General features: G+C 40.7%; 21 protein-coding genes and 1 riboswitch. Of the genes, 3 read left to right on the forward strand and 18 right to left on the reverse strand.

All coding sequences use genetic code 11. From position 1 onward, the window contains the following. Window positions 1-3 precede the first annotated feature (3 nt). From O3626_RS08170 to O3626_RS08220, 11 genes are all read right to left on the reverse strand, one after another. Window positions 4-945: a YitT family protein gene (locus tag O3626_RS08170; RefSeq protein ID WP_021154122.1), complete on the reverse strand. Its 942-nt coding sequence runs from the start codon at window positions 943-945 to the stop codon at window positions 4-6. A gap of 75 nt (window positions 946-1,020) precedes the next feature. After that, window positions 1,021-2,775 (reverse strand): aspartate--tRNA ligase, encoded by a 1,755-nt coding sequence (aspS, locus tag O3626_RS08175; protein ID WP_371496311.1) that lies wholly within the window; start codon window positions 2,773-2,775, stop codon window positions 1,021-1,023. Window positions 2,776-2,872: 97 nt separating this feature from the next. Then, complete coding sequence (locus O3626_RS08180; RefSeq protein WP_045760041.1) at window positions 2,873-3,100, reverse strand: hypothetical protein; 228 nt, start codon at window positions 3,098-3,100, stop codon at window positions 2,873-2,875. A 251-nt stretch (window positions 3,101-3,351) separates the two neighbouring features. Beyond that, window positions 3,352-4,620, reverse strand: coding sequence for a D-alanyl-lipoteichoic acid biosynthesis protein DltD (dltD, locus tag O3626_RS08185; RefSeq protein ID WP_371496313.1), 1,269 nt, complete (start codon window positions 4,618-4,620; stop codon window positions 3,352-3,354). Beyond that, on the reverse strand, window positions 4,613-4,852 hold the full coding sequence (gene dltC, locus O3626_RS08190) for a D-alanine--poly(phosphoribitol) ligase subunit DltC (RefSeq protein ID WP_003002265.1): 240 nt from the start codon (window positions 4,850-4,852) through the stop codon (window positions 4,613-4,615). The genes dltD and dltC overlap by 8 nt, the downstream gene beginning before the upstream one ends. Before the next feature lie 14 nt (window positions 4,853-4,866). Further along, on the reverse strand, window positions 4,867-6,120 hold the full coding sequence (gene dltB, locus O3626_RS08195; protein WP_049471788.1) for a D-alanyl-lipoteichoic acid biosynthesis protein DltB: 1,254 nt from the start codon (window positions 6,118-6,120) through the stop codon (window positions 4,867-4,869). Next, window positions 6,117-7,667: a D-alanine--poly(phosphoribitol) ligase subunit DltA gene (gene dltA, locus O3626_RS08200; RefSeq protein WP_371496316.1), complete on the reverse strand. Its 1,551-nt coding sequence runs from the start codon at window positions 7,665-7,667 to the stop codon at window positions 6,117-6,119. Before dltA ends, dltB begins: the two co-directional genes overlap by 4 nt. A gap of 18 nt (window positions 7,668-7,685) precedes the next feature. Further along, complete coding sequence (locus O3626_RS08205; RefSeq protein ID WP_251457995.1) at window positions 7,686-7,814, reverse strand: teichoic acid D-Ala incorporation-associated protein DltX; 129 nt, start codon at window positions 7,812-7,814, stop codon at window positions 7,686-7,688. A gap of 169 nt (window positions 7,815-7,983) precedes the next feature. After that, the gene (locus O3626_RS08210; RefSeq protein ID WP_371496319.1) at window positions 7,984-9,243 is read right to left on the reverse strand and encodes a S41 family peptidase; all 1,260 of its coding nucleotides are present in this window, start codon (window positions 9,241-9,243) and stop codon (window positions 7,984-7,986) included. A gap of 92 nt (window positions 9,244-9,335) precedes the next feature. Continuing rightward, entirely contained in the window at window positions 9,336-10,019 is a 684-nt protein-coding gene (locus O3626_RS08215; protein WP_371496321.1) for a DUF4956 domain-containing protein, read from the reverse strand. After that, window positions 10,012-10,791, reverse strand: a complete 780-nt coding sequence (locus O3626_RS08220) for a polyphosphate polymerase domain-containing protein (protein ID WP_371496323.1) — start codon at window positions 10,789-10,791, stop codon at window positions 10,012-10,014. Before O3626_RS08220 ends, O3626_RS08215 begins: the two co-directional genes overlap by 8 nt. Before the next feature lie 213 nt (window positions 10,792-11,004). On the opposite strand from O3626_RS08220, the gene O3626_RS08225 reads away from it, so the two are divergent. Together O3626_RS08225 and O3626_RS08230 are read left to right on the forward strand one after the other, a co-directional pair. Next, complete coding sequence (locus O3626_RS08225; protein WP_371496325.1) at window positions 11,005-12,252, forward strand: carbohydrate-binding domain-containing protein; 1,248 nt, start codon at window positions 11,005-11,007, stop codon at window positions 12,250-12,252. Window positions 12,253-12,344: 92 nt separating this feature from the next. Further along, window positions 12,345-13,007, forward strand: a complete 663-nt coding sequence (locus tag O3626_RS08230) for a DUF4947 domain-containing protein (RefSeq protein ID WP_371496327.1) — start codon at window positions 12,345-12,347, stop codon at window positions 13,005-13,007. An 88-nt stretch (window positions 13,008-13,095) separates the two neighbouring features. On the opposite strand, the gene O3626_RS08235 is transcribed toward O3626_RS08230, so the two are convergent. Further along, window positions 13,096-15,891, reverse strand: a complete 2,796-nt coding sequence (locus O3626_RS08235; protein ID WP_371496329.1) for a YhgE/Pip family protein — start codon at window positions 15,889-15,891, stop codon at window positions 13,096-13,098. A 134-nt stretch (window positions 15,892-16,025) separates the two neighbouring features. Between O3626_RS08235 and O3626_RS08240 the strand changes: the two genes are divergently transcribed. After that, window positions 16,026-16,559, forward strand: a complete 534-nt coding sequence (locus O3626_RS08240; RefSeq protein ID WP_315375805.1) for a TetR/AcrR family transcriptional regulator — start codon at window positions 16,026-16,028, stop codon at window positions 16,557-16,559. Between the two features lie 349 nt (window positions 16,560-16,908). Here the strand turns inward: O3626_RS08240 and rpsD are convergent, their stop codons facing one another. The 6 genes from rpsD to dnaB form a co-directional block, all read right to left on the reverse strand. Further along, window positions 16,909-17,520, reverse strand: a complete 612-nt coding sequence (rpsD, locus tag O3626_RS08245; RefSeq protein ID WP_003002210.1) for a 30S ribosomal protein S4 — start codon at window positions 17,518-17,520, stop codon at window positions 16,909-16,911. Between the two features lie 205 nt (window positions 17,521-17,725). Next, window positions 17,726-18,457: an ABC transporter ATP-binding protein gene (locus O3626_RS08250; RefSeq protein WP_371496331.1), complete on the reverse strand. Its 732-nt coding sequence runs from the start codon at window positions 18,455-18,457 to the stop codon at window positions 17,726-17,728. Further along, window positions 18,450-19,445, reverse strand: a complete 996-nt coding sequence (locus O3626_RS08255) for an ABC transporter substrate-binding protein (RefSeq protein WP_371496333.1) — start codon at window positions 19,443-19,445, stop codon at window positions 18,450-18,452. Before O3626_RS08255 ends, O3626_RS08250 begins: the two co-directional genes overlap by 8 nt. A gap of 57 nt (window positions 19,446-19,502) precedes the next feature. Then, on the reverse strand, window positions 19,503-20,261 hold the full coding sequence (locus O3626_RS08260; protein ID WP_155200082.1) for an ABC transporter permease: 759 nt from the start codon (window positions 20,259-20,261) through the stop codon (window positions 19,503-19,505). A 74-nt stretch (window positions 20,262-20,335) separates the two neighbouring features. Further along, window positions 20,336-20,437, reverse strand: a riboswitch (TPP riboswitch). 34 nt (window positions 20,438-20,471) lie between these two features. Then, window positions 20,472-20,744 (reverse strand): Veg family protein, encoded by a 273-nt coding sequence (locus O3626_RS08265; protein ID WP_003009183.1) that lies wholly within the window; start codon window positions 20,742-20,744, stop codon window positions 20,472-20,474. A gap of 1 nt (window position 20,745) precedes the next feature. Continuing rightward, a complete protein-coding gene (gene dnaB / locus O3626_RS08270; RefSeq protein ID WP_070449606.1) occupies window positions 20,746-22,104 on the reverse strand; it encodes a replicative DNA helicase in 1,359 nt (452 codons plus the stop codon). Window positions 22,105-22,115: the final 11 nt, after the last annotated feature.

The following is a 22,115-nucleotide window of genomic DNA, read 5'->3' on the forward strand; positions in this document are numbered from 1 at the left end:
TTTTTATTCTTCTGTTTCCACAAAGCGTCCGATGATATGAACGTTTTCTGAAATGGTGATAAAAGCCTGAGGATCAGCTTTTTTCATAATATATTTGAATTCATTAAACTCTGCACGCGTAATAACTGTCAACAGAACCGCTTTTTCCTGATGGTTATAGGTTCCTTCTGCATTGTGGATAATGGTTGCTCCACGATGCAATTTTTTATGAATCTTTTCAATAATGGCATCCGGCTGGCTCGTTACGATCATGGCCTGCATCCGTTTTTGCTTGGTAAAGACAGCATCCGTTACTCGACTCGATACGAAGATGGTAATCATAGAGTAAAGAGCATACTTCCAACCAAAGGTCAGACCAGCGATCAACATAATGGTCCCATTGACCAAAAAGGAGATACTGCCGACATTCTTTCCTGTCCGTTTTCGAATCGTCAAACTGACAATATCCGTTCCCCCACTGGAAATGTTGTTCCGAAGAGCAAAACCAATCCCTGTTCCCATGACAACCCCACCAAATAGGGCATTCATGATCGGATCGTTGGTCAACGTAATCACTGGCACGAACTGAATAAAGAGGGAACTCATCGAAACCGTAATAAAGGTAAAGATGGTAAATTTATGGCCAATTTGATACCAAGCCACAATCATCAAAGGGATATTGATGGCATAAAAGGTCAAGGAAACGGGAATCGTAAAGCCAATAAAGCGTTGGCTCAGAACAGATAAAATCTGAGCTAGACCTGTTGCACCGCTGGAGTATACATGTCCTGGTTGAAAGAAGAAGTTGACGGCAATCGCTGATAGAAAACCATACAGCAAGGAAGCTGACACTTTTTCATCGTATTTCTCACGGGAGATGCTCTTCAGCACGCGCAATAATTTAATGTTATAAGCTAGTCGTCGCACATGATAGCGAAATAGCTTATGAAAGCGAGTTTTTTTCATTTTCAATCCATCGATTAGAAGAAAAGGAAAATTTTAGAGCAACTGATTCCTAGACTTTCCCTTTTCTCTCTTGTCCTATTCTTGCTCTGCTACTTCTACTTGAAGATTTAACTCATCCAATTGCTTTTCAGAAACGACAGAAGGAGCTTGTGTCATTGGATCTGTCGCCTTGTTATTCTTAGGAAAGGCAATGACTTCCCGAATATTATCTTCCCCTGCAAGAAGCATCACGAAGCGGTCTAATCCAATCGCCAATCCTCCATGTGGTGGGAAACCATAATCCATTGCTTCTAACAAGAAACCAAATTGTTCATTAGCAGCTTCTTTTGTAAATCCAAGCGCCTTAAACATCCGTTCTTGTAAATCTTTATGATTAATCCGTAGGCTTCCTCCACCTAATTCATAGCCATTTAAGACGATATCATAGGCAATCGCTCGAACTTTTGAAAGATCGCCTTCCAATTCATGCTCTGTTTCAGCTTGTGGAAGTGTAAATGGATGGTGAGCAGACATATAACGGCCTTCTTCTTCAGACCATTCAAACATTGGCCAATCCACTACCCAAAGGAAGTTGAATTGATTGTTGTCAATCAAGTCAAGCTCTTTCGCAAGACGAACACGCAAAGCACCAAGTGTTGCATTGGCTACTTCAAGAGTATCTGCTACAAAGAGGACTAGATCTTTGTCTTCTAATTGTAAAGCAACTGTCAAATCACTTGTCAATTCTGTCAAGAACTTCGCAACAGGACCGTTCAAGGCACCTTCAGCATATTTGACCCAAGCAAGACCTTTTGCACCGTATTGCTTCGCAACTTCTGTCAATTTATCGATGTCTTTACGAGAGTAATGATCCGCTGCACCTTTGACAACGATCGCCTTAACTGCTGGAGCTTCTGAAAAGACTTTGAAGTCTACACCCTTGACAAGCTCTGTCAAGTCTTGAAGCAACATTTCAAAACGTATATCTGGTTTATCTGAACCATACAAGGCCATGGCATCATCATAATTCATCCGTGGGAATGGGAGTGTTACCTCAATTCCCTTGGTTTCTTTCATGACACGTGCAATCAAGCCTTCTGTGATATCTTGGATTTCTTGATCACTCAAGAAAGAGGTTTCCAAGTCGACCTGTGTAAATTCAGGTTGACGGTCTCCCCGTAAATCCTCATCCCGGAAACACTTCACGATTTGATAATAGCGGTCAAATCCAGCATTCATCAACAATTGTTTTGTAATCTGAGGACTTTGTGGAAGGGCATAGAAATGGCCTTTGTTGACACGGGAAGGAACCAAGTAGTCACGTGCTCCTTCTGGAGTTGACTTAGAAAGGAACGGTGTTTCCACATCAATAAACTCTAATTCATCTAAATAATTGCGGATTGAATGAGTTACTTTTGCACGGAGTTTGAGGTTTTCCAACATCTCAGGACGACGAAGGTCTAAGTAGCGGTAACGAAGACGAGTATCATCATTGGCTTCAATTCCGTCCTTGATTTCAAATGGCGTTGTTTTGGCAGTATTAAGAACCGTAATAGCCTCTACCTTAAGTTCTACTGCTCCAGTTGGCAAGTTCGGATTCGCTTGTTCACGAGCTTCCACAAGACCTGTCACTTCTACAACATATTCACTGCGGATGCTTTCAGCTGTGGCCATCACTTCTGCACTAACTGTTTCTGGATTGATCACCAATTGCATGATTCCTTCGCGGTCGCGTAAATCAATAAAGATCAAACCACCCAAGTCACGACGACGGCTAACCCATCCTTTCAAGGTAATATGAGTTCCAATGTGTTCTTCACGAACACGTCCAGCATACATTGAACGTTTCATTTCTAATTAATCTCCAAACTAATATTCTTCCTTCTATTTTACCATAAAGACCAGCAGAAAGTGGCCTTTAGCTCAACTTTTTCAGTTACCAACTTCTTTAGTTATCGTGGCCAACTTCTTCCTTCTTTTTGGGATCATCGTAGAGAGTGGGGGCTATCACCTTCATTAAAGTCGCTGTCCCAAATCTCAAGACAGCTGCTGCTAGTCCAAAAATAGGGGATAAGTAACGGAAAAAGAAATCTCCCCTAAGTGCGTAGGTCATGCCACCCACAATAAAAAAGATCACAATCCCCTGAACAATTGCGTAAAACCAAATTTTTTTCACACTACTTCTCCTTTTCACATGCTAGCTGACTTATCCACCGTTTTTCATCACTTATCCACAAAAATGTGGATAACTTTTACCTATTTTCCCCTTAAAAGAGGAAGGTTCATCAGCATCAGGACCTGTTTTCATCCATTTACAAGTAAGTTTCCCACAGCCTGTGGATAACTATCTTGCTTACTTGTGACTTTCCGTCCCTTTCCTCACAAATCAAGGAGCCAGGATTCGATCCTGCCCCCTTTGATCAAGCATTATTTAAATTCGTCTGGTGCTCCTTTATATTGGGCCCAATCTTTACTGAAGAAGCGATCATTTAGATGGTAAGTTGGTGCTTTTTCAGCCTTTGTGACAAAGGGATTTACCGCTTTATCAAAGGCTAGCCAACCATTCCATCCCATATGAATCGTGTCTTCCATAAAGTAGGGCTGATCACCATCTTTAGAAAAGTCTGCAATATTAGTGAAACCTTGACTTTCTAATTGGTAACGAATCTTTTGAACAGCCTGTTCATACTTTTCTTGGCTCAAGCCTGTGTATTTCATCCATTTGGCATTGACTGGAGGAATCACAAAGATGACATTGGTCCGAGATTTAGCAAACTGGTCTAGAACCAACTGCAAGTCATTGTACTCTGGAGATTGAACATAGGATTCGTTTTTTTGGAAACCTTTTAGTTTCTTCAACTTCATTTTTAAACGAGTATTGTAAAAATGATTGCTGATTCCAAGGTCGTTATTATTGGTTTTGACTTTTGCTTCAGCCGTTGCAATTTCCTCCAATTTCTCATATGAGAATTGGTCTGGCAAATCTTGTAGACGTTTTTTGACCTTCTTATCGTAATTCCCGTTTGTACGAGTTGCAAGATTACTAAACAAGGCATCTTCGCGCTGAACCAGATGGGAAACAAACTGGTTTAAAGACTGATCAAATCCTGAAATTTTCTCTCCTTGAGAAATTTTGCTCACAACACTTTGAAAGGCGACATTTGGATACTGTTGTAACAGACGCTTCGCGGCATACTGGGATGCAGCATCCTGTTGGTGATTGGCAATAAAGCTATTCAACTGATCGCTATTAAAGAATTGTTGAAAGGCAGAGGAATCATAGCCCTTCTTGGTAAACCATTGCGGAGAAACCACATAAACAGCTGTATTGTCCTTGAGTTCTGGCAAAATCTGTTGCATTCCAAAATACTGGTTCAAAGAAGCCGCACCACGTTCTCCTAAAAAGTAGGGTCTGTAATTACGGTCATATTTTTCAGCCAAAACTGCTGGATGCACCACATCAAAACGCAACCACTCACTTGATCCGAAATAAGGAACAAAGCGATGGTTTGGATCCGAAAGTGCTTCTTGCTTCTTTGTACGACTCTTGAAGCCTTCTGCATTCAGACTAACCGCAGCTTTTTTCTCTTCGGTATAGTTGTGCTTATGATTGATTGGATAAAAGAATAATAAAGCTGCTACCATGAGGAGCGCGCAAAATACGGGCCCTAAAATCAGCCACAAACGCTTAAGCATTCTGAAGCTCCGTTACACCTTCTACGATCTTGTTAGCAGTGTTCCAATCATCGCGTCCAAATTCAGATACAGGAACACGGATGCCAAAGCGGTTTTCCAATTCCACGATCAATTCAACTGTTCCCATACTATCAAGAACACCCGCATCAAAGAGATCCTCATCCATCATGTCTGAGACATCTTCCATAAACAATTCGTCAATAATTTCAATTACTTGTGATTTAACATCCATTTTTTATTCTCCTTTTATTTCACTTTTGGGAACCATTGCTGATCCAAGAATCCTGAGAAGATCAGGAAGGACAGCATCACTGTATTAAAGGTGATAAAGATCCCCAAAGCCTTGGTCCAACGATTGTCCGGTATCGGATCCAATCCTTTTGCTTTTCTTTCTTTATTGATGGTCTTTTTCTTGCGAATCCAAGCATCATTGATAACCATTCCAAGCCCATGGAAGAGCCCATAAGCGATATAGTACCAGGTCACTCCATGCCAGAAGCCCATGACCAACATATTAATAATGTAGGCAACATTTGAGGTGGTAATCCGGCTCTTGAACACTTTATTGCGCATCAATACCATCACGAGACGCATAAAGACAAAATCACGGAACCAGAAAGATAAACTCATATGCCAGCGGTTCCAGAATTCCTTTAAATCACGTGATTTAAAAGGACGGTCAAAGTTGATGGGACTTTTAATCCCCATCAAATTGGAGGCCGCTAAAGCAAACATCGAATACCCTGCGAAGTCAAAGAAGAGGTCAAAGCCATAAACATACATGACTCCCAGTGTTCCGATGTTGAAGAATCCACCTTGAGACAAGGCATAGGTCTGCACATGACCTAACAATAAGTGGCCAAAAATATGAGCTAGGATAAATTTATAAAGGAAGCCATACATAATGTACTTAACAGCTTGCTCCAACATATCCAATAATTCTTCGCGCTCAGGAATGGCTTTATAATCCTCATTAAAACGCTTGAAACGATCAATCGGCCCACTTGAGAAGGTCGGCATAAAGAGCATAAAACGTAAGAATTCCCAGAGCGTGAATTCTTTCAAGACACCATCTCGCATTTCGATGATCATTCCGACAGCTCGGAAGGTCAAATAAGAAATCCCTAAAAATCCAAACAAGGATTGGTGTCCATTCTTGATCGCTGGCTCTACCTTAACAAAGATCAAGGGCAAGACAGACAAGAAGGAATGAAGATAGAAAATCCACTTATTGTCCGCTTTCTGACGATAAAATTTGTAGGAATACACAATCAAGATTTGCCAGACTACGTAAAAGAGTAAGGCATAAATTTGCTTGAGATTCGAACCTGTCAGCATCAAAATGATAAAGATCAGACTCACAAGTCCTTCATATACCGGAAACCGCTTTTTGAAAAAGAGACCCACAAAGATCGGCAAAAAAGCTAGAATGAGGTAGATAAAATAGATCGGTGTTCCATAGTGTTCTAAATGAGGGAGCTGTTTCAAAAACTCGATCATCGGTTGTTAACCTCGCTAATCAACCCTTTGATGTCGATTTTCCCGTTTGGTGTTAATGGCAGGCTGTCACGATAGAGGAATTTTGAAGGCATCATATAAGACATCATAATGTTTTCTAAATCTTCCTTAATGGCTTTCGTGATATCAATCTCGCGCTCAAATTGTTCCTTGACCCCATCTTTTAAGATGACATAGGCCAAGAGATTTTGAACCTTGTGATCTTTATTATAGCGCGGTACCGCAACTGCTGAATCAATATATTTTGATTTATTCAAATTTTGAGAGACATCCTCTAGCTCGATACGGTAGCCGTTAAACTTGATTTGGAAGTCCATCCGTCCACCATAGAGAAGAAGGCCTTCATCTGTCATGGTTCCGACATCTCCCGTATGGTAGGCTGGAAGTCCTTCAAATTCGAAGAAGGCTTCTGCTGTTTTCTCTGGATTATTCATATAACCTTTTGAAACGGCTGGACCAGATACGATAATTTCCCCTTGCTCACCATTTGGCAATTTATTTCCTGCCTCATCAATGATGAAGGTTGGAGAATCTTCTTTGGTATAACCGATTGGCAGACGTTTCAAGGTAGCTAACATCTCATCTGTTACGGCTACAGCTGAAAGAGCTACAGTTGCTTCCGTTGGGCCATAAGCATTGATGATGCGCGCATTTGGAAAACGCTCGCGCAGTTTCTGAGCGGTTTTCACGGTCAACTCTTCCCCATCAAAGTAGAAATGGGTGATCCCTGGCATCTTTTCAGCATTGAAATCCTCAGACAACATGGCCATATCTGCGAAAGATGGTGTCGAAGTCCAGATCGCAATCGGAAGAGAAAAGATCGTCGCAAAGAGTTGTTTGAAGTCTTGAGTAATGGCTGATGGAAGGGCAAAAAGCGTTCCTCCAAGAGCTAAGGTCGGTGCCCAGTACATGACAGACAAATCAAAGGAGTAGGGCGGTTGCGCTAACATCTGCGGACGCTCTGGCGTCGCAAATTCCTTGTCTGTAATCATCCAGTTGGTGAAGCTGAGCAAGTTATCATGCGAAATTTGCACCCCTTTTGGTTTCCCAGTTGTCCCTGAAGTAAAGATGATGTAGTAGTTATCATCCCCTTTGACCGGATGTTGCAAATCATAGGCATGCTGAGCCGCATAAGCTTCACGCACTTGCTCCAAGGACATGATCGGAGCAACTGGGTTTTCCAATGGAAATTCATTGATGGCAATAATCAGGCTTGGCTCTGCTACTTCAACAATGGCAGACACGCGCTCCAAGGCAGAGTGGCTATCAATTGGGATATAAGCATGGCCAGATTTGGTCAAAGCCACAAAGGTTGCTAACATTTCATATTCTTGTCCACCAAAGACAACAACAGGTGACTTTTCAGGAAGTCCCATTTGGTCAATATGGGCAGCCAAGCTATCTGAATCAGCCTTCAATTGCCCATAGGTATGCTCCTCACCAAGGACATTGTAGACCGGATAGTCTGGTTGTAGTTGCGCATAACGTTCAATTGTCTCGATCATATCGTGAATAGGTTGGTTTGACACGGCTAGGAGTCTCCTTTTCTAAAATTCGTTGTAGATAAAGCCACCCTGACCTTGACCAAGGTAACTAAAGAAATAAAGTAGGGCTAGGAAAATGGCAAAATACAAGACCGTCTGCCCGATAAATTTATAAAGTGTTTGATGTTTCATAAGTTTCACTCTTCATTTTGATTATTACTCTCTATTTTACCATTTTTTATACCAAGTAAGCAATTTTAAACATAGTGAGAACCCTCTGGAAAACGTTATCATTTCAGACATTTATCCCTTCTAACCAAAGAATTTTTCTTTAATCAGTTTTTCTGATTGAAATCCTGTTTTATTTTACATTTCCCCGATGAATCAACTCCAGACACTTGTCTAGATCTACATCTCTTTCAAAATGATCGGGACTCCAGGGAACCTCTATATCGGGTTCAACACCTTGATCCGTCATTCCTTTTCCTTGATCCAGGCTTAGACAGCGAGAGGTAGGAAACATCAATCGATAATCACCATAATCAACGGTACAACAATTGGAATAGTCTAAAATTCCGAGAGTTGGTCTACCTACCACCGTTACCTTCTTAAATTGCTTCATCATCTGGACAAAATTATCTCCAGAAGAAGCGCAGTAGATGTCTGATAAGACAAAGATCCGCTCGGGATAGTGGCCTCCTCTAACCTCTGGGAAGAATTCCTCGCTTTCTTGCTGATACGGTACATAGCCTTTTCCCCGATGGCGGAGTAACTCCTCTTTCATCTCTTCCAGCAGTTTAATGGTTTCAGGACTAATTTCTTCCTGTTGCATCCAGTCCTCAAAGTCTTTCAAGCGCAGGTCAACATTGCGTTCCGTGTAGAGAATTTCCATGCCATCATCGTCCCAGTCAAGCGAATCATAGCCCTGATCCTTCTCTAAACCTAGATGTAATAGAGGGATATATAAAGAATCTGTCCCTCCGCCGTTCTGTCGGACATCAATGATAAGAAACTTGACTTCCGTCATCATCGGTAAGCACTCTTGATATACCCGACTAATGGCTCCTTCATCCATAAAGTTATCCAGACGAAGATAAAGAATCTCATCGTCTAATCTTTTCCAAAAAATCTGATCTTGGATCGGTTCTCGACTAGGGACTACTTCAATGGTCTTTTCTACCCCTTTCCGGAGAAGAGTGACCCTTCTTGACTGAGAGACCAAATCTGCCCATTCTCGGTAGTGTCTTTCAGGGGTCTTACTGATAAAATAGTCTTTATGAAGAGAAACTATCTGCTCCAAGTCACTTCCATCCAAAGTTAGGATCTGATCTCCTACTTGAAGACCCGTATCTTCATTAGCTTCCTCAACATACAGTTTCTGTCCATTTATTCTCAAAAGAAAACCTTTTTGACTGGCCTTTTTATCTCGAAAGGAAACATGCCCGATCACACCAAAACTAGCTAGGTAAGCCTTAACTTGATAGAGAAAGGCATCATCCGTCATATCATCTGTCATTTTTTCTCGAAAGCGATCGGGGTCGCATCCTTTTCGATCCTTGATGGTAGATGAATCATGGCTCATAATCGAGATGACATCTTCAAAAATAGCAGTCTTTTTCATAAAGGATTCCTTCAATTTTTTAGAAACAGTATACCACTTTTTCTTAAAAAGTTCTTAAAATCCTAAAAAACTATCCTAAAGTAGGATAGTAGTTATAAATTCTTTCTTTTCTTGGCTTTCTTTGTCAGAGCAACATCACAATTTTCAATCTTGTTAATCAATAGATTAGCAAGGGCAAAATCATCGATGTTCGATTTCATATTCACCTCATAGTTCAAGGTCAGTTGTTCTCCAGCTTGGGCCGTTGTTACAGAAATAAAGTCAACTTCTGAACAACTTTGGTCTAACAACTGACTGATTTGTTCTGCAACAGCATCTTGTTTTGAGACTGTAATGGTCAAATCACGGCGCCGTTGATGATCTGCCTTACTCTGTTTGTTCTCCAATACAAGCCAAACCCCTAGTAAAGAGAGGGTTGATAAAATGGCCAATAAAAGATAGCCCGATCCTGCTGCTAGTCCTATAATCATGGCTAGAAAAATCGCAATCAACTCTCTCGAACCACTCGTAGCTGACCGGAAACGAATCAAACTAAAGGTCCCTGCCACTGCAATCGAGGTTCCCAAACTTCCATTGACCAAAAAGATCACTAAGGTCATCATACAAGGAAGCAAGGTCAAACTAATGACAAACTCTCGAGTGTACAGTGTCCGGTATTTATAGGTCCAAGATAGGGCCATTCCTAGAAAGAGGCTGATCAAAAGGGCCAGCAGTAAGCGCAAGGGATCCACCGTTGCTGTGGCATTATTAAAAATAGAATCAAATAGATTAGACATAGGCAGCACCTACCGTTTCTTCCACTGGTCTTGGGGCATAATCCAATCCTTGTGATTTATGATAAGCACAGCTATATTTTGAAAATTTCTGCTTGACCAAACCATACTTCTCTATAATATCCTTTAACCATTGAGGTTCTTGTCCGGGAGCCTTAATTTCCATGATCACGAAGTCATCCTCTAACAAAGGTTCTCCTTTCTTCCCATGAAAAAGACTAACAGCTTGATCACGAAAGACTAAGTTTTGATCGATTGTCACGCGAATTTTCTGATAAGGATAGCCCTGAATGGATTTCTTTTCTTTGAGAGACAAGCGATCATAGTAAATGAACATCCGTGGTTCCAATCGATGACCATAGCGTTTACACAATCTCTGAATCTCTTGCACTAAGTCTGGATCTTGTATCTGCTGATCTACTGTCCCATCTGTCATCAAGTTAATAATGGCTTGTGAAGTAGCGACTAGACGGAATTTATGGCCAATTCCTTCTTCATCTTTTGACTTCACCTCTAGAAATACCGGACTGTCTGCTTGAGGTGTTTCTATATAAGTCCGCATCCGAATTTTTTCACGGCGGTGTTGTTTCGCAAGAGCATCTTGAATGACCTCAAAATTTTCCGTATCAAAATAAATGTTTGAAATAGTTGAAGTTGGGTAATCATCTTCTACGACGTATTCTTTTAAGTCTTTGATCAAGTCTTTTACGTCATCTTTTGCGACGATATATTTTGTTTCGATTCGTTTAAAACTTGTCTCAATTGTTTTTTTCATGTTTCTACTCCTTTAAGGGGGGATATTGCTTCTAATCTTCAGTAAGTATGGATACGACTTACGTGTTTTCTAGTTTAATGGGACTTTCTTAACTGGTCATTAAGCCAAACTTAAAGAAAACTAAAGTTAAGATTCCTTTCAGAAAAACTTTAGGAAACTTTCAGCTAGCAACTTTAGACTAGGAGCATATCAATTGAACGAGAGGAAAAGCTCATGAAATCAAACAAATGGAAATTTTTATTAACGGGGGCCGCAACCCTCACCCTACTAACAGCGTGTAGCCAAGCATCATCTCAATCAGCTACAAAAAGCAATACTGCACAAACAACCGCTACTTCTACTTCAAAAAATAAAACAAACAATTCCAACTATTTTACAGATAAGGACAAGGACACCTCTTATGATGAAAGCAAAGCCTCTACTGTAAAACTGTCTGGATCTTCTGCAAGTGTATCAGGTGACGGCGTAGCTGTATCTGGATCAACTGTGACCATCTCAAAGGCTGGAACCTATGTCATCTCTTGTGAATCCGATGGGGTTCAAATCAAGGTCGAAGCAGGTGACTCAGATGATGTTCACATCGTCTTGAAAGGCATTACCATGACCAACACCAACGCACCAATCTCTGCTACAAAAGCAGGACATGTCTACCTCACTTTAGCAGATGGCACGACCAATACCTTGTCTGATTCAAGTTCAAACAATGATGAAGATGCTGATGCAGTCATCTTCTCTAAAGGAGACCTTACCATCAATGGTTCAGGTACACTCAACATTGATGCCAAGAAGAACAATGGGATCAAGGCAAATGATACCCTCCACATCACAGGTGGAACCTATAAGATCACGGCTGTAGGAGATGCCTTCAATGTCAATGACGAACTCAATATCACTGGCACGACCATGACCATCGATGCAGATGAAGATGCAGTCAAGGTGGATAATGATGAAGATACTTCGGTCGGAACCATGTACCTTTCAGATAACAAAATGACCATCACAGCAGGAGACGATGGCATCCATGCTTCTGGTGATCTGATCATCGATAGCGGAACCTATAAGGTAACCGAGTCTGTCGAAGGTCTCGAAGGAAAATCGATCACCATTAACGGTGGAGATATCACCATCTATGCAACCGATGATGGTGTCAATGCAGCCAATGCCAATGCCAACCAAGATGAAATTTTCTTCACTATGAATGGTGGAACCCTCAACGTTGAAGTTGGCCAAGGCGATACCGATCCAATTGATTCGAATGGAAATATCACCGTTACCGGAGGAACCATTAAATTAACAGGTCAATCTGGATTCGACTTTGATGGTACCGCTACCTACACCGGTGGAGATATCTATATCAATGGTGAAAAACAAACAGAAATTGTCAATTCCATGCCTGGAGGCGGTGGTGCTCCCGGCGGTGGCGGACCTCAAGGTGGTGGACCTGGAGGCGGACATCCATAACAACAAATAAAGGCAGGATTTCTTCCTGACCTTTTTTTGTTACTCTTTTTATGATAGAATAGAAAATCAATCAACTTGTTGAAAGGAATATGATGAAAAAACAGACACTACCTCTTTTCTTCACACTCTTGCTGTCTCTTCTTTTTCTATCAGCCTGTGTGCCGGACCTTAAGATCAATTTTAAACAAGAGCCTACTACTACCAGCTCAAAAAAGAAAACCACTAAAAAAAGTAGCTCGAGTCGTTCAACTAGCTCAACTAGCACAGGTAATTCCTCTAGCTCTCCCTCAACTACTACGGAGACCACTTCTGACATCATCACAACCGAAGGGCTCCCTAGAAATGCCCAAGAAGCACCCAAGGATAAAATTTATGCAACAGGGAACTTAAAAGTAGCCTACTCTAGAAATGACGACAATATTTTTGTACAAACGCCGGATTATGAAGGGTATACCACTGCTCTTGTCCAAAAAATCCTTGGAAATCCAGAGAAACAAATAACAGACCCTGCTTATATTAGCGAATCTTTTCAAAATATTGAACTAGAAAATATTAAAAATCTCTACCGTAAGGGGAAAATTACAGAAGAACAAGCTCATGCCTTTTTATTGGGAGCTGTTGATCTGAAACAAGCTTCTAAATTCGGAGTAGATTACACCATTTACACCTATAAAAACAACACCATCCAACTGGTCTTTGAAAACGACCAACTCCTCTTTATTACGCCAAATCCTGATGTTGTCTTCTTTAAATAATGAATATTCTCGCTTAAACAAGCGAGAATTTTTGTTTCACATGAAACAAAGAACTCTCAACTCCAAATGAGTTGAGAGTTCTTGACGATTAGTCCTCTTCATATTTTTTTGGATTGTAAAACCACATCCCTAGTCCCGCAAATAGAGCAATGGTCATCAAAAGAAAGACCACTTGATTTCCAATTTCTCCTGTCATCGAAATCGTTTGACGAAGACCAGAGACGGTATAGCTCATTGGCAAGAATGGATGAATGGCTTGGAAAAATCCATTTGTCAAAGCAAGAGGATAAGTTCCTGCACTAGAAGCCAATTGCAAGAGCAAGAGGATCAACGAGAGGAAAGCACCGACCTTTCTTTGCCATGTTGTTAAAGCGGTCACGATAGACATGAAGGCTAGACTACCGATCACACAAAGGAAGAGGGTAGCCATCTCATGATTGGCAGATAAACCAATCAAGTGAACAGCACCATAGACCAAGATTCCTGCAACCACCGCAATGGTTCCATTGACCTCAAAGCGAGATTTAAACCATGCCCAACGACTTTCAGGATGACGACCGGATGGCAATTTTGCAAAGATCATATTGGTTGACAAGGCACAAACAAAGAGTGCTACAGAGATCATATAAGGAGCCATTCCGACCCCGTTTACAGGGACATTATCTTGATCTGTTTTAGAAGTCGTAACAGGATTGGCTAATGTTTTTGCGTTTTCTTTTTCAGTTGTAGCAGCATTCAATTGTCCCTTAGCATCGTTTAATCCTTGACTCAAGGTTTGGCTTCCTGTTGCTAATTCACCTAAACCGTTTGTCAATGTTTGGCCACCCGTTGCTAATTTGCTGGATCCTTCTGAGATTTGATTTGCTCCGTCAGCTAGTTTATCAGCCCCCGTCACCAATTGACCTGATTTCTCTGTCAACTGGTTAACACCTGTGACAAGTTTGTTGACACCACCTGCCAACTCTGGAGTTTTGCTGTTCAATTGCCCTACTCCATCTGCTAATTTTCCAGCACCAGCAATCAATTCACCAGATTTACTTGTCAATTGTGTTGCTCCTGAAGCCAGTTGATTCATACCTGATGTCAAAGCAGGCATCTTACCATTTAACTCACCTAGTCCAGAAGTTAATTGATTACTTCCTGCAAGCAATTCCGATGATTTACTATCTAGTTGGCCAACACCTGCTGCTAACTGACTAGCACCATCCGTTAAAGTGCTACTATTGGTCTGAAGTTGGCTTGCCCCACTAGCGATTTTATCAACACCAGCTGTATAAGCGCCGATTCCTTGACTGATGGTTTGACTAGCTGGTAACAATTGTCCACTAACTGCGGATTGGATTTTAGACAAGCCACTTGACAAGTCTGTCAAGGTTGAAGAAGCTGTCGGTAAAACTTGATTGGCTGCAGTTTGCAACTGTGTCAAGCTATTTCCTGTATTCAAACTACTTTGGATCGTTTGGATCGTTGTCAAGATCCCTTGAGCCGCCGTTTCACTAGAGCTTGGGCTAGATGAGATCGCCGCACTGATTTCCGCTTGTTGATCAGCTGTCATTGCTTGATAAGCTGCTGTCCCTTGCACACTTGCAAGGGCATTTGCACGATCCGCTTGGGCTGAAGCAAGGATCGCTTGGGCTGAATTCGCAATACTCGTCAAGCCAGATGAAAGTTGACTGGTATCTACCGAAGCATTTTGAATCGCTGCATTTAATTGGTTCAAACCAGCTGCCAATTGATCAATCTGAGCTGATTGGCTTGTAGAAGCTTGTAGCTGGCTTGATAATGTTTGAATACCTGATTCTAATTGAGAAACTCCATTTCGAAGAGTAGTAGATTGACTACTTAATTGACCCGCTCCCTCTGATAATGTAGCGACTCCATTTGTATAGGTCACTAAACCATTTGAAAAGTTAGATAGACCCGAATTCAATTGACGCACGCCATTAGTATAATTCCCAAGACCGTCATTGAGTGTCCCCATACCGCTGGTTAATCGACCAACTCCTGAGGCCAACTGAGGGGTTTGACTCGCCATTTGATTGAGACCATTTCCTAATTGATCCACTCCGGTAGCGTAAGCCATCAATCCTGTATTAAAAGTGCCAAACCCATTATTTAATTGATTGACTCCAGATACCAAGTTTGGAAGTTGACCGGCCATTTGATTGAGACCATTTCCCAATTGCCCAACACCATCTGTATAGGCTGCTAGACCAGTTCGGAGAGTGGTTGCACCATCTGAAAATGCCAAGCTTGAACGAGCCAATGTATTCAAATTAGTGGTCAACGTTTGACCACCATCTTCCAATTTACTTGCGCCATCTGCTAATTTAGCACTTCCATCTGCCGCTGTCCCCATACCAGTTTTAAGCGATCCCATTTTGGAAAATAAAGCAGTTGTATAAGTATTGGTCACTTTTTCAGCCACCGACTGCTGCATTTTTGTCATCGCAGAGTCACTCATTTTTCCTGCAATGAAACTATGACCACTGGACGTTTGGTAATCAATAGTCATCTGTTCCGGATGATTGGTTAAGATGGAGCTAGCTTTTTTTGAAAGATCCTCAGGTAGCGTTACAATCATATAATAATCGCCATTTTTTAGACCATCTTTCGCAGCTTTCTCATCTACAAAATGAAAATCAAGCGAATCGTTATCCTTTAAATTGGACACCATGTCTTTCCCGATTTCCATTTTTTGTCCATTATATGTAGCAGATTGATCCTTGTTGACAACCGCTACAGGAAGATCCGAAACCTGACCATATGGATCCCACATGGAAGATAGAAAAATAATATTATAAAGAGCTGGAATCAACGCAACTCCAATCATGACAATAATAAATGTTGGCTTTTTAAGAATAGCCTTCCATTCTTTCATCATATTTTTTTGTCTCCTTTTTATACACATTGTCTAAATTTCTGATATAATAGATTATACAGTTTCTAGAAATTTTCACAAGTAGAAAATCTCATTTTTAGACACTGTGTATAATTTTGTGCAAAAAGGATTAACAGATGACTGAGAGCAATAAACGATTAAAAACAAAACGAAATATTGAGGAAGCGATGGTTCGACTACTCGAAAAGGAATCATTCGACCAAATCACAACGGTTGAGTTGGCGCAAGAATCCGGTATTAGTCGCTCTAGTTTTTATACCCATTATCGAGACAAGTACGACATGATCGAGCGCTACCAACAAGCACTCTTTCACAAACTTGAATACATCTTTGACAAACACCAAGACGACAAGCGCCAAGCGATTACAGAGGTGTTTGAATTTCTAACCAAGGAGCCCCTCTTTGCGGTTCTTCTGACAGAGAATGGAACCAAGGAGATTCAAACCTTCTTACGACATAAATTGCAGATTCTTCTGGTTGATAGCTTGCAAGAGCGCTATAGTCATAAATCATTAACAGATATTGAAAGAGTCTACAGTTCTGTCTATCTGGCCAATGCCTTCTTCGGAGTCTGTCAGATGTGGGTTTCTCGCGGAAAAAAAGAAAGCACTCAACAAATGGCTGAGTTTTTAATGAAAATGTTACGGTAACAGTGAGAGTGGGACAGAAATCGGTCATTCATTAGAATTCGATTTCGTCGTCCCACCTCCGCACAGTTGAGTAGGGCTGTAAAAGCTGATGAAATCAGCGTAGTAGAGCCCACTCAACCACTGCGTCTTGCTCGATAATCCAATAATAATTAAGAGGCTAGGACTTTTGTCCCAGGCTTTTTTTATTAGAATATTACGGTTTTAAGAAAACAAAAAAACCGCTTCATTTTATGAAATAGCCTTAGAGAATTTATAACTGAACAAAAAGGGGAGCAAACCCAGAAATCAAGGATTTAAGACAAAACAAAAAGCCCACTGTTGTAGGCTTTCTGAAAGTTTTTTCTTAAAATTAAAGCATTTTGTTATAGAATTCAACGACAAGTGCTTCGTTGATTTCTGGGTTGATTTCATCGCGTTCTGGAAGGCGAGTCAATGAACCTTCAAGTTTGTCAGCATCGAATGATACGAAGGCTGGACGTCCAACTGTAGCTTCAACAGCTTCAAGGATAGCTGGAACTTTAGCTGATTTTTCGCGAACTGAGATCACTTGACCTGGAGTTACACGGTATGAAGGAATATCAACGCGTTTTCCATCAACAAGGATGTGACCGTGGTTAACGAATTGACGAGCTTGACGACGAGTAGTCGCAAGTCCAAGACGGTAAACAACGTTATCCAAACGACGTTCCAAAAGAAGCATGAAGTTGAAACCGACAGTTCCTTCTTTAACTTTAGTAGCTTGTACGAACAAGTTACGGAATTGTTTTTCACCAAGTCCGTAAGAGAAACGAAGTTTTTGTTTTTCAGCTAATTGCAAACCGTATTCTGACAATTTTGAACGGTTATTTGGTCCGTGTTGTCCTGGTACGTAGTTACGACGTGCCAATTCTTTACCTGTACCTGTAAGTGACAAGCCAAGACGGCGAGATTGTTTCCAAGATGGTCCTGTATAACGTGACATGTGAAATGTCCTCCTATAAAAATAATTTTTGTAGGAAATAACGTTTTAGACAAACCTGATTCGTTCAGAAAGCCTTCGCCCAAACAGCAAAGGTTACTTTTCTAGCTGGCTTCCTGTTGACGAGCTTCATTTTGTCCTGCTGTCATTTCGCACAAATTCTATTCTATCACGGAATAGAAACTTTGTAAAGTCCTTCAAAACAATTTCAATGAAATTCAGACAATAATTCTACGATTCGTTTTTTATATTGCAATTGTTGCCAGTCTCTATCCGTTGCTGCATCCCATTTTAAAGGAAGATCTGCAACAATTTCTCCAGGATTATGATTCAAGATATAGACCCGGTCACTCAATGTCAAAGCTTCTTCGATACTATGAGTGATCAAAAGAGTGGTGAGACCAAGATGTTCCTTGCTTTCCAGATACCATTGATAAAGATCCTGCCTTGTCAACTCATCTAAAGCACTAAAAGCTTCATCTAATAAGAAGACAGAATGACCCAGAAGATAGGTTCTCAATAGCGCCACCCGTTGCCGCATCCCCCCACTCAGGGCATTGGGATAAAGGTTGGCAATACTTCCCAATTTAAATTCATCTAACAATTTTAGAGCTGTAGATGTTGCCTCTTCCTTAGGAATCTTTTTTAATTGAAGGGGAAGAATAATATTTCCCAATACTGTCTTATGTTCTAACAAAAGATCCTTTTGTAGCATATAGCTGACTTTTCCAAAGGAGATCGGGGCATCATCTACTTCTATAGCGCCCGTTTGTAAGGGAAAGATCCCAGCAATTAAATTAAACAAGGTTGATTTCCCTACCCCACTTGGACCTAGAATAGAGACGATTTCTCCTTTTTGCACTTCTAGTGATACATTGTTTAAAACTGCTTTATCTCCAAAAGAGAAACTTACATCTTTTACGGTTAAAATATCAGTCACCTACCAATTCATTTGTAAAACCTTTGTCTTCTAAGTCATTTGAAACCAATCCTTGCTCTTTTGCCCAAGCATAAAAAGCATTCCAACGCTTGGAGTCAAACTGCCCCCATTTATCCTTGTCTGAAGCATATTGACTGGAAAGATATTTTTGGGAAGCAAGTACAAAATCACGCTGGTTAGCTAAGGCAGGGGCCTGTTTGATCAAGATATCCGCAGCTTCTTCTGGATGCTCTATAGCATATTGGTAGCCTTTTTTCACCGCCTGAATGAATTTTTTTGCTTCCTCTTTATGAGACTTCAAATAGTCATTGTTAGCAATAATAACAGGCGAATAGTAGTCAAATGCAGGAACAAAATCTTTCATATAGAAGAAATTGGTCTTCATTCCCTTTTGCTCAGCCAAAATTCCATCCCAACCGTGATAAATCCAAGCAGCATCAAAGACCTTATTTTCAATCGGAGTAATGGAATTTGAATCACTATTTGGAACCAATTTTACTTGATTAAAATCAGCCCCTTCTTTTTTCATCATCGATTTGATCATTTCCAACTCAATTGGATCATTCCAGGTGCCATACCGCTTCCCAGCCAAATCCTTGGGACTTGTGATCGCTGCATCTTTTCTTGAAATAATCCCTGACGTATTGTGTTCGACGATAGCTGCAACAGCGGTAATACCCGCACCTTTATCCAATTTCTTGGCCATAGAATCTTGGAAATAAATACCAAATGGAGCTTTCCCATTGATAATCAAATCAGAACTACTGTCTTCCGGAGGAAGTTTTATATCTACATCCAGTCCTGCTTCTTTAAAGTACCCTTTTTCCTTTGCTACATAGAGACCCGTATGATTGGTATTCGGGGTCCAATCTAGAATAAAATCAATCTTTTTCAAACCACTTGACGATTGCTTGACAGAATTTTGACAAGCACTCAAGAAAACAAATCCCAATATTATTGAGAAAAATAAACCTATTGACTTTTTCATTAGCTATACCTCTTTTACATTTTTGTCAATTTAATTTTTACACCATTTACAAGTTTGTCAATCCTTTTTCCATTTTAGAATGTTTTTTTCTAATTGGTCAACGAGAAACATACCGAGTAAACTAATAGCAGAAATCAATACAATGATCGCAAACATCGTATCATACTGAAATAACTTCTTCGATTGGATCATATAGACCCCCAATCCATCAAAACCTCCTAACCATTCTGAAACTACCGTACTGATAAAAGCATAGGAAACGCTCACACGTAAGCCTGCAAAAAAATAAGGAAGCGCTGCAGGAATTTTATAATGAACTAAGGTCTGAAAGCGATTGGCTTGCATAATCTGAAACAATCTCAGAATGTCTTGATCGCAATGCCGAAAACCATCTAAGAAACTAACTACGATGGGAAATACCACCGTAATAATGATCAAAACCAGTTTTGGAAGCATACCATAACCAAACCAAAGAACCAGGATAGGGGCCAAGGCAATCGTCGGAATGGTTTGAATAACAACCATAAAAGGATAGACCAGATCATTCACCCATTGAAAACTATCCATGAGAATCGCAAAGCCAGCAGCAAGAAGAACCCCTATAACAAGTCCGATCAAGGCCACTTGAAGGGTAGACAAACTGTGATGAATCAGGAGAGCTCGATCTCGTACAAAGGCATTCCCAATTTCAAGTGGCGTTGGTAATACAAATTTTGGGAGGACATTTAAAAATCCTGCTAACTGCCATAAGATAAGAAGGCTGCTAAAACCTGCAAATCCTATCAACTGTTTTGAATATCTTTTTACAAGAGACATCGTAACCTCCTTTCTCACAAATAAAAAACGCCTCCAAAATAGGAGACGTATTGCACAAGGTCACTCATAACGAAAAATACATTTCATTTGTTTCCTACGCTGGCATTACCCAGATCAGGTGCGGTCGAAGCTTACACTTCCTCTCAGACTGTACACAGACTCCCATATGTATTTATTATAATAACTGATTTTGACGATAAAAGCAAGAAATTAATCCAAATAACGAATTAAATTCTTCTCTGTCAAAATATCTGAATAGGTGTAAGACTCCACGTAGGTATTGGCCGGTTCACCTGGTAAGCTATTGTCGTTCGTATACTCGATAATAAATAAAGAAGGATAGACCTCAATCAAGCGTCCAAATTTATTTTTTTGACGTTTCCGTCCATTTTCAAGCGTCATTTCAACCACTTGTCCTTCATGGGCCTTAATTTCTTCCTTAATTTTTTTCATTTTTGCAACATCTGTAAATGCATCACTCATCTTATTGATCCTCTCTCTTTGAAATACTTGAGAATTTATTATATTCCTTTTGGAATATTAATTCGACTGTCCCACGCGCACCTGAACGGTTTTTCTCGATAATCACTTCAACCGTATTATTAGGCATTCCGTCTTCTTCCTCTTCACCAGCTCGATCATAATAATCATCACGGTACAAGAAAGCAACAATATCCGCATCCTGTTCAATCGATCCAGATTCACGAATATCAGAAAGAACCGGACGTTTATCTTGGCGCTGTTCCACACCACGTGATAGCTGACTCAAAGCAATGACGGGAACTTTTAGTTCCTTAGCCAAAATTTTTAACTGACGAGAAATTTCTGAAACTTCCTGTTGACGGTTTTCTCTTCCAGTCCCTGTAATCAGCTGCAGGTAGTCAATCAGAATAAGACCGAGATTCCCTGTTTCCTGCGCTAATTTTCTTGCTCTCGAACGAATCTCAGTGATCCGAATTCCCGGAGTATCATCAATGTAAATACTCGCATTGGCCAAATTCCCTTGAGCAATAGCATATTTTCGCCACTCTTCATCCGTCAATTGACCTGTACGAATCGAATGGGATTCAATCAAGCCTTCAGCAGCTAGCATCCGGTCTACCAAACTTTCAGCACCCATTTCTAATGAGAAAATAGCCACTGTCTTATCCAACTTTGTCCCGATATTTTGAGCAATATTTAGAGCAAAGGCTGTTTTCCCTACTGCGGGACGAGCTGCTAAAATAATCAACTCTTCCTCATGTAGCCCCGTCGTCATATGGTCCAAATCGCGATAGCCTGTCGCAATACCCGTAATATCAGTGGTTTGAAGCGAGCGGGCTTCTAAGCTACCAAAATTTATATTTAAGATGTCTCGAATATTTTTAAATCCACTACGATTTGCGTTTTCACTAACATCAATCAGAGCTTTTTCAGCACCCGCAATGATTTCATCTGAAGGACTTGCACCATCATAAGCTTGATTAATACTTTCCGTTAATCGAGAGATCAACCGACGTAAGACAGCTTTTTCGGCAACAATCTTCGCGTAATACTCTGCGTTAGCTGAAGTTGGTACCGAATTAATGACTTCAACCAAATAGGAGAGACCGCCAATATTTTGGAGATCCCCCTGACTATCTAAAATATTTCGAACAGTCGTTGCATCAATCGCATCCCCGCGGTCAGCTAGATCGATCATGGCTTTAAAAATCAAACGGTGCGAGTACTTAAAGAAATCGCCAGGCTCGATATATTCACGAACAAAGACCAATTTCCCCTCATCAATAAAAATGGCTCCCAACACTGATTGTTCCGCTTGGATATCTTGAGGTTGTGTTCGTAATTCCTCTATCTCAGCCATAAAAAAACCTT

Source organism: Streptococcus sp. 20925_1_77 (genome assembly GCF_041432125.1).
Lineage (GTDB): Bacteria > Bacillota > Bacilli > Lactobacillales > Streptococcaceae > Streptococcus.

What these genes read in the sequence shown, in the direction of transcription:
- rpsD (WP_003002210.1), bottom strand. Translation starts at nt 17,520, where the DNA reads ATGTCACGTTATACAGGACCATCTTGGAAACAATCTCGCCGTCTTGGC.
- O3626_RS08265 (WP_003009183.1), bottom strand. Translation starts at nt 20,744, where the DNA reads ATGAGTGATGCATTTACAGATGTTGCAAAAATGAAAAAAATTAAGGAA.
- dltC (WP_003002265.1), bottom strand. Translation starts at nt 4,852, where the DNA reads ATGGATGTTAAATCACAAGTAATTGAAATTATTGACGAATTGTTTATG.
- dltD (WP_371496313.1), bottom strand. Translation starts at nt 4,620, where the DNA reads ATGCTTAAGCGTTTGTGGCTGATTTTAGGGCCCGTATTTTGCGCGCTC.
- O3626_RS08170 (WP_021154122.1), bottom strand. Translation starts at nt 945, where the DNA reads ATGAAAAAAACTCGCTTTCATAAGCTATTTCGCTATCATGTGCGACGA.
- O3626_RS08220 (WP_371496323.1), bottom strand. Translation starts at nt 10,791, where the DNA reads ATGAAAAAAACAATTGAGACAAGTTTTAAACGAATCGAAACAAAATAT.
- O3626_RS08235 (WP_371496329.1), bottom strand. Translation starts at nt 15,891, where the DNA reads ATGATGAAAGAATGGAAGGCTATTCTTAAAAAGCCAACATTTATTATT.
- O3626_RS08210 (WP_371496319.1), bottom strand. Translation starts at nt 9,243, where the DNA reads ATGAAAAAGACTGCTATTTTTGAAGATGTCATCTCGATTATGAGCCAT.
- O3626_RS08260 (WP_155200082.1), bottom strand. Translation starts at nt 20,261, where the DNA reads ATGTCTCTTGTAAAAAGATATTCAAAACAGTTGATAGGATTTGCAGGT.
- O3626_RS08230 (WP_371496327.1), top strand. Translation starts at nt 12,345, where the DNA reads ATGAAAAAACAGACACTACCTCTTTTCTTCACACTCTTGCTGTCTCTT.
- O3626_RS08240 (WP_315375805.1), top strand. Translation starts at nt 16,026, where the DNA reads ATGACTGAGAGCAATAAACGATTAAAAACAAAACGAAATATTGAGGAA.
- O3626_RS08215 (WP_371496321.1), bottom strand. Translation starts at nt 10,019, where the DNA reads ATGTCTAATCTATTTGATTCTATTTTTAATAATGCCACAGCAACGGTG.
- dnaB (WP_070449606.1), bottom strand. Translation starts at nt 22,104, where the DNA reads ATGGCTGAGATAGAGGAATTACGAACACAACCTCAAGATATCCAAGCG.
- dltB (WP_049471788.1), bottom strand. Translation starts at nt 6,120, where the DNA reads ATGATCGAGTTTTTGAAACAGCTCCCTCATTTAGAACACTATGGAACA.
- O3626_RS08255 (WP_371496333.1), bottom strand. Translation starts at nt 19,445, where the DNA reads ATGAAAAAGTCAATAGGTTTATTTTTCTCAATAATATTGGGATTTGTT.
- O3626_RS08205 (WP_251457995.1), bottom strand. Translation starts at nt 7,814, where the DNA reads ATGAAACATCAAACACTTTATAAATTTATCGGGCAGACGGTCTTGTAT.
- O3626_RS08225 (WP_371496325.1), top strand. Translation starts at nt 11,005, where the DNA reads ATGAAATCAAACAAATGGAAATTTTTATTAACGGGGGCCGCAACCCTC.
- aspS (WP_371496311.1), bottom strand. Translation starts at nt 2,775, where the DNA reads ATGAAACGTTCAATGTATGCTGGACGTGTTCGTGAAGAACACATTGGA.